This window comes from Nocardia sp. NPDC004582, assembly GCF_053602115.1.
In genome coordinates this window covers 40,096-51,568 of sequence record NZ_JBSGCY010000018.1, presented here as the reverse complement: position 1 = coordinate 51,568, position 11,473 = coordinate 40,096, and the positions used below count along the sequence as shown (strand labels likewise).

12 protein-coding genes are annotated in these 11,473 nt (G+C 69.1%); 8 read left to right on the top strand and 4 right to left on the bottom strand.

Annotation, left to right across the window (positions count from 1 at the left end; all coding sequences use genetic code 11):
• Positions 1 to 21: 21 nt before the first annotated feature.
• Positions 22 to 1,188 carry an ABC transporter ATP-binding protein gene (locus ACWELJ_RS08205; RefSeq protein ID WP_452365477.1) on the bottom strand — a complete coding sequence of 389 codons (1,167 nt, stop codon included), beginning with the start codon at positions 1,186 to 1,188 and terminating at the stop codon, positions 22 to 24.
• Between the two features lie 205 nt (positions 1,189 to 1,393).
• Here ACWELJ_RS08205 and ACWELJ_RS08200 point away from each other — a divergent pair, with 205 nt between their 5' ends.
• From ACWELJ_RS08200 to ACWELJ_RS08165, 8 genes are read left to right on the top strand one after another with little or no spacing between them, the layout of a single operon-like run.
• Positions 1,394 to 2,329, top strand: coding sequence for a PDR/VanB family oxidoreductase (locus ACWELJ_RS08200; RefSeq protein WP_452365476.1), 936 nt, complete (start codon positions 1,394 to 1,396; stop codon positions 2,327 to 2,329).
• A gap of 42 nt (positions 2,330 to 2,371) precedes the next feature.
• A complete protein-coding gene (locus tag ACWELJ_RS08195) occupies positions 2,372 to 3,052 on the top strand; it encodes a hypothetical protein (RefSeq protein WP_452365475.1) in 681 nt (226 codons plus the stop codon).
• A 36-nt stretch (positions 3,053 to 3,088) separates the two neighbouring features.
• The gene (locus ACWELJ_RS08190) at positions 3,089 to 4,057 is read left to right on the top strand and encodes an acyl-CoA desaturase (RefSeq protein ID WP_452365474.1); all 969 of its coding nucleotides are present in this window, start codon (positions 3,089 to 3,091) and stop codon (positions 4,055 to 4,057) included.
• Between the two features lie 12 nt (positions 4,058 to 4,069).
• Complete coding sequence (locus ACWELJ_RS08185; RefSeq protein WP_452365473.1) at positions 4,070 to 4,336, top strand: acyl carrier protein; 267 nt, start codon at positions 4,070 to 4,072, stop codon at positions 4,334 to 4,336.
• A 2-nt stretch (positions 4,337 to 4,338) separates the two neighbouring features.
• Positions 4,339 to 5,250 (top strand): class I SAM-dependent methyltransferase, encoded by a 912-nt coding sequence (locus ACWELJ_RS08180; protein WP_452365472.1) that lies wholly within the window; start codon positions 4,339 to 4,341, stop codon positions 5,248 to 5,250.
• On the top strand, positions 5,247 to 6,491 hold the full coding sequence (locus tag ACWELJ_RS08175) for a cytochrome P450 (protein WP_452365471.1): 1,245 nt from the start codon (positions 5,247 to 5,249) through the stop codon (positions 6,489 to 6,491). The genes ACWELJ_RS08180 and ACWELJ_RS08175 overlap by 4 nt, the downstream gene beginning before the upstream one ends.
• A gap of 11 nt (positions 6,492 to 6,502) precedes the next feature.
• A complete protein-coding gene (locus ACWELJ_RS08170) occupies positions 6,503 to 8,221 on the top strand; it encodes a fatty acyl-AMP ligase (protein ID WP_452365470.1) in 1,719 nt (572 codons plus the stop codon).
• Positions 8,222 to 8,223: 2 nt separating this feature from the next.
• Positions 8,224 to 8,664, top strand: coding sequence for a PaaI family thioesterase (locus tag ACWELJ_RS08165; protein WP_452365469.1), 441 nt, complete (start codon positions 8,224 to 8,226; stop codon positions 8,662 to 8,664).
• A 51-nt stretch (positions 8,665 to 8,715) separates the two neighbouring features.
• Here the strand turns inward: ACWELJ_RS08165 and biuH are convergent, their stop codons facing one another.
• From biuH to ACWELJ_RS08150, 3 genes are read right to left on the bottom strand one after another with little or no spacing between them, the layout of a single operon-like run.
• Entirely contained in the window at positions 8,716 to 9,396 is a 681-nt protein-coding gene (biuH, locus tag ACWELJ_RS08160) for a biuret amidohydrolase (RefSeq protein ID WP_452365468.1), read from the bottom strand.
• Positions 9,393 to 10,700 (bottom strand): purine-cytosine permease family protein, encoded by a 1,308-nt coding sequence (locus ACWELJ_RS08155; protein ID WP_452365467.1) that lies wholly within the window; start codon positions 10,698 to 10,700, stop codon positions 9,393 to 9,395. Before ACWELJ_RS08155 ends, biuH begins: the two co-directional genes overlap by 4 nt.
• Positions 10,697 to 11,425, bottom strand: coding sequence for a GntR family transcriptional regulator (locus ACWELJ_RS08150; RefSeq protein WP_452365466.1), 729 nt, complete (start codon positions 11,423 to 11,425; stop codon positions 10,697 to 10,699). Before ACWELJ_RS08150 ends, ACWELJ_RS08155 begins: the two co-directional genes overlap by 4 nt.
• Positions 11,426 to 11,473: the final 48 nt, after the last annotated feature.

Genomic DNA, 11,473 nt, shown 5'->3' with positions numbered 1-11,473 from the left:
TCCTCATCGGGGGTGAGACAGTCATGGGACGGGGACGGCGGCGGCGTCCGCGGCGGCGCGCGCGCCGTCCGGGGTCGGCGGCCGCCAGGTCAGACGCAGGCCGGAGGCCGGATCGAAGAGGTGGATGTCGGCCGGGTCGACCGCGAAGCCGATGGCGTCGCCGACGCGGACCCCCGCCGGGCGCGGGACCCGCGCGACCACCTGCTGCTGCGCGCCGTCGGGCACGGTGTCACCGACATGGGCGTGGACCAGTTCCTCGCTGCCCAGGTTCTCCACCATGGTCACCTGGCCGCGAATCGCGCTGATATCGCGGGTGATTCGCAGCTTCTCGGGGCGGATCCCGAAGATGACGTGGGTCGAGATGGCGCTGTCGATCGCGTCGTCGGCGTCGATGCCGAGCGCGGCGTCCACGCCTTCGGCGGTGACGCGCAGCCCGTCGATGTGCGGGCGTACCTCGGCGTCGATCAGGTTCATCGGCGGGGAGCCCAGGAATCCGGCGACGAAGGTGGAGCGGGGGCGGTCGTAGAGCTCCTCGGGGGTGCCGACCTGCTCGACCTGCCCGCCGTTGAGCAGGGCGATGCGGGTGGCCATGGTCATCGCCTCGACCTGGTCGTGGGTGACGTAGACGAACGTCGCGCCCAGCCGCCGATGCAGGGCGATCAGTTCCGCGCGGGTGGCGCTGCGCAGCTTGGCGTCCAGATTCGACAGCGGCTCGTCCATCAGGAAGGCCCCCGGATCGCGGACCATGGCGCGCGCCAGGGCGACTCGCTGCCGCTGACCACCCGACAGCGCGGCCGGACGGCGGTCGAGCAACTCCCGCAGGCCCAGGGTGGCGGCCACCTCGGCGACCCGCGCGACGATGGCGCGCTGCGGCTCCCGGCGCGAGCGCAGCGGGAAGCCGATGTTCTTCTCCACCGTCAGGTGCGGGTAGAGCGCGTAGCTCTGGAACACCATCGCCAGATCGCGGCGCTGCGGGGGTTCGTCGGAGATGTCCTTGCCGTCCAGCAGGATTCGGCCCTCGGTCGGCTCCTCCAGGCCGGCGATCAAGCGCAACAGCGTCGACTTGCCGCACCCGCTCGGGCCGAGCAGGACCAGGAACTCACCGTCGGCGATATCCAGCGTCACCGCCCGCACCGCGTCGGTCCCGGCGAATCGCTTGGAGATCGCATCCAGGTATAACCGCGCCACCACTGCTCCTTCAGGCCTGGTCGGCCACTGTCGGGATACACATCTCGGGGGTTCAGTCTGGGACAGATCGGGGCCGCGCGACCGTGGCGATAGTCAACTCCAATCGGACGAATCGAGTCACCACCGCACACCTGCGCCGCCGGCCGGGCTCGGGTGAGGGTGGTGGCGACGACGATCGGTTTTCGAGATTCGACAGGGGCCGGAAATGACCGAGTTTCCCGTGCGTGTGGTCCACCGCCGCGACGAGGCCGAGGATGTCTTCTCGCTGGAGCTGGCGGCCGTCGACGGCGGTCCGCTGCCGCCGTGGACGCCGGGCGCGCATATCGACGTGCGCGCCGGTGCGGCCGGGGTGCGCCAGTATTCGTTGTGCGGCGACCCGGCCGACGACCGGCGCTGGCGGATCGCCATCCTGCACGAGCGTGAGGGACGCGGCGGGTCGGATCATCTGTACCGCACCGCGCAGGCCGGAACCGAGCTTCGGGTTTCCCTGCCCCGCAACAACTTCGAGCTGACACCGGCGTCCTCGTACGTGTTCGTGTCGGGCGGGATCGGCATCACCCCGATACTGCCCATGATCGCGGCCGCCGCGGCCGCGGGCGCCCGCTGGCAGCTGTTCTACGGCGCTCGCAGCCGCACGCACATGGCCTTCGCCGCGGAGCTCACCGCGAAATACCCGCAGGTCACGCTGGTGCCGCAGGACGTCGACGGATTGCTGCCGCTGTCGCGCATCCTCGACGCGACCGGGTCAGCCGAAATCTATTGCTGCGGACCCGAACCCATGCTGGCCGCGATCGAGACGCAGGCCGCCGACCGCGGACTGACCATCCGCACCGAACGTTTCGCGGCCCGCCCGGTCGCCGCCGGGGTGGTGAATCCGCCCTTCGAGGTGCGGGTGCACAGCACCGGCGTCACCTACCGTGTCGACGCCCGGCGCTCGATCGCCGATGTGTTGGAAGCCGCGGGCGTCGACATCGTCACCTCCTGCCGCGAGGGCACCTGCGGCAGCTGCGAAACCACCGTTCTCAGCGGTGAGATCGACCATCGCGACGAGATTCTCACCGCCGAGGAACGCGCGCGCGGCAACACCATGATGCTCTGCGTCTCGCGTGCCCGGTCCGGCGTCCTGGTCCTGGACCTCTGACCCCACAGATCCCCCGCACCACCCGAGAGAGAAAGAAAACCGATGAGGAAAACCGCTGCGACGACCGTGCTCGCCGCCGCATTGGCCGTCTCCGCCGCGCCCACCGCGCACGCGGAGCAGGCCGCCGTCAACTACACCGCCACCACCACCGACAAGTCGATGACGATCCGCACCGACGGCGGCTCGATGGGCGTCGAGGACGGCGCGTTCAAGATCAAGGACGCGGCCGGCACGCTGCTCGGCGGCACCGAACTGTCCTTCCGGGTCGACGATTACGTCTTCCCCATCGCCGCCGAGATCACCGACCGCACGGCCGTGCTGACCCCGCAGTTCGACACCGAGCACGCCAAGTACCAGCCGGTCGCCATGCCGTACGAGGACCAGGCGCCCTGGAAGAGCACCTACGAGCGCGAGCAGGCCGCCTGGAACCGGATGGTCACCACCATCAGCACCGGCGCGACCATCGGCACCCTGGTGGGCGGCATCGGCGGCGCGGCCGTCGGCTGCCTGCTCGGCGGCGCGGGCGGCGCGGTCCTCACCGGCGCGCTGTCGGCCATGTTCGGCGCGGTGCCCGGCGCGATCGCCGGCTGCGTCGCGGGCATGAGCGTCGTCGGCTTCCTGGGCACCCTCGCGGGCCAGCTGCTGATCACCGCCCCGGTCGCGGTGCTCGCCGCCGGACAGTACTTCACCACCATCAATTCGCCGTTCGCGGCGCCCAAGTAGTCAGTTCCCACCGCGATAGGAAGAACGGATCGGCTCATGGCCATCACCTCGAGCGCCGCGACCGGGACACCCGAGCCGCGCAAGAAGACGATCAGCAATCCCTATATCCATCGTTTGCAACGTCGGCACTTCCTGTTGTTCGACGTTCTCCCTATCGCCGGAACGGCCGTGGCCGTGGCGTTCCTGTGGATCCGCCCCTTCGGACTGCTCGAATCGGCGCTGCTGTTCTCGATGTGGCTGCTCACCGGTCTCGGGATCACCGTCGGCTACCACCGGCTGTTCACCCACCGCACCTTCAGCGCCACGCCCGCGGTCACCGTGGTGCTCGCCGTGCTCGGGTCCATGGCCGGACAGGGCGGCGTCATCTCCTGGGTGGCCCTGCACCGCCGCCACCACGAATGCAGTGACCGCGAGGGAGATCCGCACTCCCCCAACCTGTCCGGCAGCGGCTTCCGCGGAGCGGTGCGCGGACTGGCGCACTCGCACTTCCTGTGGATGCGCCGCCACGAATACCCCAATATCGTTCATTACGCCCCGGACCTGATCAAGGATCGCCGGCTGGTGCGCGTCGCCCGGCTGTACTACTGGTGGGTAGCGCTCGGGCTGCTGATTCCCACCGTGATCGGCGGGCTGGCCACCCTGTCCTGGACCGGCGCGGTGAGCGGGCTGCTGTGGGGCGGCCTGGCCCGCATCTTCATCCTGGAACACATTGTGTGGGCGATCAATTCGTTCCTGCACATGTTCGGCACCAAGCCCTACGAGTCCCGCGAGAACAGCCACAACGGCGGCATCTTCGCGCTGGTGACGCTGGGCGAGTCCTGGCACAACAACCATCACGCCTTCCCGGAATCGCCGTCCTTCGGACTGGACTGGTATCGGCTCGACCCCGGCTACTGGCTGATCCGCGCGCTGGCCGCGACGGGACTGGCCTGGGACCTCAAAGTGCCCTCGCAGGCACGCATTTCCGCCAAACGCATTGCTGTTCCCGCCACACGCGCTGCCTGAGAGGGGCTCACCATGAACACCCACCCGACGAATACCGCGGACATCGTCACCTGGTGCCGGGAGTACCTGGCCGCTCAGCTCGAGGTGCCCGCCGACTCGATCGATCCCACCGCCGACTTCGACCGGCTCGGCGTCGATTCCGCGCTCGCGGTCGCGCTGCTGATCGAGGTGGAGGAGCGCTACGGCGTCGACATCTCGCCCGAGGATCTGTTCCGGCACCCGACCCTCACGGCGGTCGCCGACTACCTGCACCAGCGGCTCAGCGCGGATGTGGCCTGAGCATGACCGGCCTCGACAGCAGCCGGACCGTCGCCGCACGGTCGGACGCGGCGGCCGCCGCCATTCGCCACCACTACGACGTCGGCAACGACTTCTACCGGCTCTGGCTCGACGGGTCGCTCAGCTACTCCTGCGCGCTGCGGGAAACACCGGGTGACACACTGGAAGTCGCGCAGGCCAACAAGCTGCGCCATCACCTCGATGCCGTGGGCGCCCACGATGCCGGGGCCGTCCTCGACATCGGATGCGGCTGGGGCGCGGTCCTGCGCGAGCTGTCGCAGTCGCGGGGCGTGGGCCGATCGGTCGGCCTCACGCTCAGCGATGAGCAGGCCGACTATGTTCGCGCGCAGGAGTATCGCGGCGTCGAGGTGCGGGTCGAGGACTGGCTGAACTACCGGCCGGAGGATCGCTTCGACGGGATCATCAGCATCGGTGCGTTCGAGCACTTCGCCCGGCCCGACGACCCGATCGAGCAGAAGATCGGGGTGTACCGCGAGTTCTTCACCCGGTGCCGGGAATGGCTGAACCCGGCCGGTGCGCTGTCGCTGCAAACCATCGCGTACGCGAATATGACCGCCGCACAAGCCGATCCCTTTATGCAACGGGACATCTTCCCCGATGCCGAGCTGCCGACACTGGCCGAGATCACGGCGGCCGCCGAGGGGCTGTTCGAGATCACCGCGGTCACCTCCGGCCGTCTCGACTACGCGTGGACCTGCGCCGAATGGGCGCGGCGGCTGCGGGCCCGGCGGGCGGTGGCCACCGAGCTGGTCGGTCCCGAGGTGGTGGCCAGGTATCTGCGGTATCTCACGCTGTCGGCCATGGGATTCCGGATGGGCAAACTCACCCTGCTGCGGCTGGTGATGCGACCGTACCCGGACGGATTCTTCGGCGCGGGAGCGGAATTCGCATGACCGCGCAGACCACCACGGGCGCACGCGCCCGGTTCAATCCGTTCGGGGCCGAGTTCCGGCGCGACCCGTACCCGATGTACCACGCCCTGCGCGCGCAGCGGCCGGTGCACAAGACGCTCGGCATGTGGGTATTGACCCGGCACGAGGATGTGCGGGCGGTGCTCACCGATCGCCGCTTCAGTGCCGGGCTGATCCCGCAGCTGGTGAGTGAGCAGGCGCAGCGGCTCGGGCAGACCGACGTGGATCGCATCGCCCGGCTGGGGCGTAAATCGCTGGTGTTCACCGACAATCCCGACCATGCTCGGCTGCGCGGGCTCGTGAACCGGGTCTTCACCGCGGCCGCGGTGGAAGAGCTGCGACCGGTGGCCACGTCGTTCACCGAGCGACGGCTGCGCCGGGCCCGGTCCGAGGCAGAGCTGGACGTGGTCGCCGATCTGGCCGCGCCGCTGCCGATTTCAGTTCTGTGTGAATGGATGGCGTTGCCTGCCGCCCTGCGCGAGCGGGTCGGCCCGTGGACCCATGACATCCGGTTCCTGCTGGAGCCGGGGATGATGCAGGAAGCGGACTTCATCCGGGTGCGCGAGGTCGTGGAACTGTTCGCGGCGGCGCTGGGCGAGGTGCTGGAACAGCGGCGGCGGGAGCCTGGCGAGGATCTCGTCAGCAGGCTGCTCGCCACCCGCACCGCCGGGGGTGATGCGCTCAGCGACGAGGAACTGATCTTCGTCTGCATCATGTCGTTCGTCGCGGGTAACGAGACCACCACATCGCTGATCGCCAATGGGACGCTGGCGCTGCTGCGGCATCCGGAGCAGGCGCGGATGCTGCGCGACGGTGCCGTCCCGGTGAGAACCGCGGTGACGGAGGCGTTGCGCTACGACAGCCCGCTGCAGCTCACCAAGCGGCTGGCGACCCGGGACGTCGAGATCGGCGGGGAGGTGATTCGCGCCGGCGATCAGGTGATGGTGTGCCTGGGCGCGGCGAATCGGGATCCGGCGGTATTCGAGCGGCCGGACGAATTCGATCTGCTCCGGGGCGGGGCCGGGCATCTCGCCTTCGGGCACGGGCTGCACGGCTGCCTCGGCGGGCAGCTCGCCGAGCTGCTGGCGGAGACCGCGTTCGAGGGGCTGCGGGGGCTCGAGATGACTCCGCTGACCGACGAATTCGAATGGCAGGACCACAGTTTCATCGTGCGCGGACTCGCCCGCCTGCCCGTGGCGATCCGCGGTACGGGCGCACGGTAGGGGAAACCGATATGCCGCAACCGACATCGCTTCTTCCGGACATCCTGCGGCGGCGTGCCGCCACCGAACCGGACCGGACCGCCTACATCTTCCTCGACGACTGCGGGTCGGAGTCGGCGGTGATCAGCTACGGCGAGCTGCACGCGCGGGCGCTCGCGGTGGCGGCCGGGCTCGCCGAGCGCTGCGCCCCGGGCGACCGGGCGCTGCTGATCTTTCCGCAGTGCCCGGAGTTCATCGTCGCCTACTTCGGCTGCCTCTACGCGGGCGTGCTCGCGGTGCCGTTGAATCCGCCGCGCCGCGACCGGATTCAGGACGCCACGGTGTCGATCGTGCGGGACTGCGATCCTGCCGCGGTGCTGACCACGGACCTGTTCCTGGAGCCGCTGCGGGCCGCGTTGGACCCGCTGTGCCCGGGTGCGCACTGGCTGGCCGCCGACCGGATGGGCATGGACGCGACCGGATTCGAACCGGTCCCCCGCGTCGGCGCCGATGTGGCGTTCCTGCAATACACCTCGGGTTCCACCGCGGCGCCCAAGGGCGTCATGGTCACCCACGGCAACCTGGTCGCCAATGAGGAGATGATCCGGCAGGGGTTCGGGCACGACCGCGATTGCACCGTGGTCGGCTGGGCTCCCTTCTTCCACGATCAGGGCCTCATCGGCAATGTGCTGCAACCGCTCTACATCGGCGCCACCAGTGTCCTCATGTCGCCGTCGGCGTTCATTCGCCGTCCGCTGCTGTGGTTGTCGTCCATCTCCCGGTATCGGGCGCACACCAGTGGCGGGCCCAATTTCGCGTTCGATGCCTGTGTCGCCCGCGCCGCGGGCGCGGCGGGGCCGGGACTGGACCTGAGCAGCTGGCGGGTGGCGTTCAACGGCGCCGAGCCATTGCGCGCGGAGACGTTGCGCCGCTTCGAAACAGCGTTCGCCCCCTACGGATTCCGGTCCGACGCGTGGTACCCGTGTTACGGGCTGGCCGAGGCCACCCTGCTGGTGACCGGGACCGCCCCGGGCACGGGACCGCGATACCTCGAGGCCGACGTGACCGCCCTCGAGGAAGGCCGATACGTTCCCGCCGGTGCCGGGCGGAGCAAGACACTGGTGAGTTCCGGCCGGGTGCTGGCCGACGAGGATGTCCGGGTGGTCGACCCCGCCACGGGCGAGCCCAGCGACTCCGGCCGCATCGGTGAGATCCGGGTATCGGGCGACCATATCGCCTCCGGCTATTGGCGCAACGCCGCCGCCACCGCCCAGACCTTCGCGGACGGGTTCCTGCGGACCGGTGACCTCGGACTGCTGCTGGACGGGGAACTCTATGTCGTGGGCCGGTCCAAGGACATCATCATCATTCGCGGCCGCAACTATTATCCGCAGGATCTCGAGCAGGCCGCCCAATCCGCGCACCCGATCCTGCGTTCCGGTGTATGCGCGGCGTTCTCGGTGCCGGGACGCACCGGCGAGCAGCTGGTGGTGGTCCACGAGATCCGGGACACCGCTGCCGCGGACCCCACCGCCTCGGATCCGGCCGAGCTGATCGCCGCGATCAAGGCGGCCATCCTCGCCGAACACGGCATCGCCCCCGCCGCGGTGCTGCTCACCGCCCCCGATCAGGTCCAGCGCACCAGCAGCGGCAAGATCCGCCGCGCCGCCGCCCGAACCCGTTACCTCGCCGATGAATTCACCCCGTGGACGCCCCCGTCCGCGGAACTCGCCGCAACCCGCAGGAGCTGACAATGCAGAACTGGGAAGCACCGAACCCCGACTACGCCACCCTCGTCCCCGCCGTGGTGCTCAGCATGCCCGCCGCCAAGCACCTGGGCTTCGAATTCACCCGCGTGGCCCCGGGCGAGGCCGACATCCAGCAGCCCCACCGCCCGGAACTGACCCAGCACAACGGCTTCTTCCAGGGCGGCGTCCTCGGCTCCCTCGCCGACTTCGCCGCCGGCTCGGCCGCGGGCACCCTGCTCCAGCCCGGCTGGATCAACATGACCATCGACTACACCATCAAGATCCTCGCCCCCGCCAAGGGCACCCACGTGATCGCCCGAGGCCGCGTCCTCAAACCCGGCGCCCTCATCACCACCGCCGCCGCCGACCTGTTCGCCGTCGACAACGACACCGAAACCCTTTGTGCCACCGCACTCGTCACCATGCGGAACGTGAAGGCGGGCTAGCGGCGAGGCCGATGCCCTCCCGTCGTGCACGCGGGTGGTTGCCGGGCGTGGTCAGGTCAGCGCGCGCAACAGTGCCGTCGAATCCGCGACCGCACCGAAAACGCCGCCTTGCATAGTCACCATTCGCAAGGCCGCCTCGTGATTGGCGGGGTCGGTGGCACCCGTGCAGTCGGACAGGATCAGGCATTCGTAGCCGCGATCGTTGGCCTCGCGCATGGTGGTGTGGACGCACACGTCGGTGGTGATGCCGGTGAGAACGATGTAGTCGATACCGCGGGTTCGCAGGATCAGGTCCAGGTCGGTGGCGTAGAACGATCCCTTGCCCGGTTTGTCGATGATCGGCTCGCCGGGTAGCGGCGCCACCTCGGGCACGATCTCCCAGCCCGGTTCGCCGCGTACCAGGACGCGGCCGCGCGGGCCGGGTTCGCCGATCTCCGCGCCGATTCGGGCGGATCGCCAGCGTTTGTTGGCGGGCAGATCGCTGAGGTCGGGGCGGTGGCCTTCGCGGGTGTGGATGACGGTCATGCCCGCCGCGCGCGCGGCGGCCAGGACCCGAGTCGTGGGTTCGAGTCCGGCCCGGGTGAGGGAGATGTCGTAGCCCATGGTGTCGACGTAGCCGCCGGGGCCACAGAAGTCGACCTGCCAGTCGATGCAGATCAGCGCGGTGCGCCGGACGTCGATCGGGCCGTCGAAGGGCCACGGGTAGGGGTTGGCCCGGACCTGTGCCGTCACCGGGCCACCGCCTTGGACGCGGTCGCGACCCGCAGCCCGGCGAACATCGCCGCGCTGGTGAGCATGCCGACGATCGCCTCGGACAGTTCCGGCGCCCACTGATGAGCCGCCAGCGCGCACCCGGCGCCGACCGCCCAGGCGAGGAAAGTGTCGAGGTGCCAGGCCGTTTCGGTGCGCGACAATCCGAATCCGGGCAGCACGAGCAGGTCGAGGATCATCACGATCCCGATCGGCGGCACCAGCACCCCGAGCAGATTGAGCCAGGTGTCGAAGTGCGACCACACACCCAGTCCGGCGAGCACGACGCCGACGACACCCAGGACCACGGTCAGGGTGCGCATGGACCGCCCGGTGAGCTGTCCCCACCCGATGGCGCCGTTGTAGAGGCAGTGCGAGCAGACCGAACCGAGATTGACGAACACGAAAGCGATCGCGACGGCGACGATCCAGCCGCCGTGGTCGACGAGAATTCCCAGGAAATTCCCGCCATCGGCCGCGGTATCGCGGGAGGCGCCGAGTGCGACGATCAGTCCGCCCACCGCATTGGCCACGATATTGGCGACCGGGAAGGCCGCGAACGCGGCCAGGAACCCGGAGCGGCCGTCACGGGACCAGCGGGTGAAATCCGCGGTCATGGTTCCCGAATCGGCGAAGCAGGCGATGATCAGGGTGACGCACGCCCCGAAGCTGAGCGCGCCCCCGCCGCCGTGGTAGTCGAATGCGGTGCCCAGGTCGGTCTTTCGTGTCACCAGCGCCAGTGCCACCAGCGCGAGCACCAGATACATGGGTGCCGCGATCATCCCGAGAATCGACAGCGCGCGAATGCCCACGAGCGTGATCAGGACGTAGCCGACGCCGGCGGCGATCGATGTCGCGGTTTCGTTCCAGCCCATGGTGCTGTGGATGACGGCGCCGGTGAGGCCGGTCTGGAAGGCGAACCAGCCGATCACGATCGTCGCCAGGAACGCGGCCGGAACGATCCGGCCGCGGTGGCCGAAGGTGCGGGTCGCCAACTGCGCGTAGCTCTTTCCGGTATCGCCGGCCACATAACTGAGCGCCCCGACGTAGGCCATCAGCACCAGGTTGCCGGCCACGATGGCCAGCATGCCGCGCCAGAATCCCTGCGAATACACCACCAGGCCACCGAATACGGCGCAGGTGAGGATCATCGGGAATCCCACCCAGACCGCCGATACCGAGGCCAGACCGCGGCGCGCGTGACCGGGCACCGGTTCGTTCTCGTACTCGGCCAGCGCGTCACCGATCTCGGGCGCGGGTCTTTCAGGATCAATGATGCCGGTCATTTCCGGGATTCCTTCCAATCGAGCTGCTCGGCATGGGTGCCGAGGAAATGCGCGGCCACCGCTCGGGCCGCCGCGGCTTCGACAACCTCGTACGAGCTGCCGACGTGTTCGTGGAGCAAGGCGCGGGCGCGCTCGAGCTGTCCGGCGAGAATCGCCTCGACGATCCCCAGGTGCTCGTCGATGGTGGCGTTGACCCGCTCCTCGGTCCCGTAGTCGAAGGCGCGCACCATGCGGATCTGGCTGTTGACTCCGGCGAGAAGCCGTGTCAGCGACGGATTTCCGGCAGCCGCGCTGAGCCGGAGGTGGAAATCCTCGTCCAGGAGCAGCACCTCGGACCCGGGAGCGGGCGGATCGGCTCGATGGGCGGCCCAGTCGTCTCGCAATGCCGCGATCGCCTCGAGATCGAAACTCGCTTGCGGGGAGTCGATGACGCGTTGGATTCCCCTCAGCTCCAGGGTGATCCGTACCTCGTACAGGTCGCGGATGGTCGCCAGATCGGGGACCACCGGGTAGTACCCGGTGTCGTCGTAGGTCAGCAGCCCCTCGACATGCAGCCGGATGAGCGCTTCACGCACCGGTGTCCGCGACGCCCCCAACAGTTCCGCGACCCGGGTCTCCACCAGCCGCCCCCGCAGCGGCAGGTCACCGGCCATCAGCCGGTCGCGCAGCTCCACATAGACCTGTTGTCGAAGATCCGCTCTCGCCGCTGGAGTAGGTGAATTCATAGCTGTATACAGTCGTGTCGACACATTTCCGCCGATGTCACCGGCCGT

Coding starts and splice junctions, on each gene's coding strand:
- ACWELJ_RS08200 (WP_452365476.1), top strand. CDS start 1,394: ATGACCGAGTTTCCCGTGCGTGTGGTCCACCGCCGCGACGAGGCCGAG.
- ACWELJ_RS08195 (WP_452365475.1), top strand. CDS start 2,372: ATGAGGAAAACCGCTGCGACGACCGTGCTCGCCGCCGCATTGGCCGTC.
- ACWELJ_RS08190 (WP_452365474.1), top strand. CDS start 3,089: ATGGCCATCACCTCGAGCGCCGCGACCGGGACACCCGAGCCGCGCAAG.
- ACWELJ_RS08185 (WP_452365473.1), top strand. CDS start 4,070: ATGAACACCCACCCGACGAATACCGCGGACATCGTCACCTGGTGCCGG.
- ACWELJ_RS08180 (WP_452365472.1), top strand. CDS start 4,339: ATGACCGGCCTCGACAGCAGCCGGACCGTCGCCGCACGGTCGGACGCG.
- ACWELJ_RS08175 (WP_452365471.1), top strand. CDS start 5,247: ATGACCGCGCAGACCACCACGGGCGCACGCGCCCGGTTCAATCCGTTC.
- ACWELJ_RS08170 (WP_452365470.1), top strand. CDS start 6,503: ATGCCGCAACCGACATCGCTTCTTCCGGACATCCTGCGGCGGCGTGCC.
- ACWELJ_RS08165 (WP_452365469.1), top strand. CDS start 8,224: ATGCAGAACTGGGAAGCACCGAACCCCGACTACGCCACCCTCGTCCCC.
- ACWELJ_RS08155 (WP_452365467.1), bottom strand. CDS start 10,700: ATGACCGGCATCATTGATCCTGAAAGACCCGCGCCCGAGATCGGTGAC.
- ACWELJ_RS08150 (WP_452365466.1), bottom strand. CDS start 11,425: ATGAATTCACCTACTCCAGCGGCGAGAGCGGATCTTCGACAACAGGTC.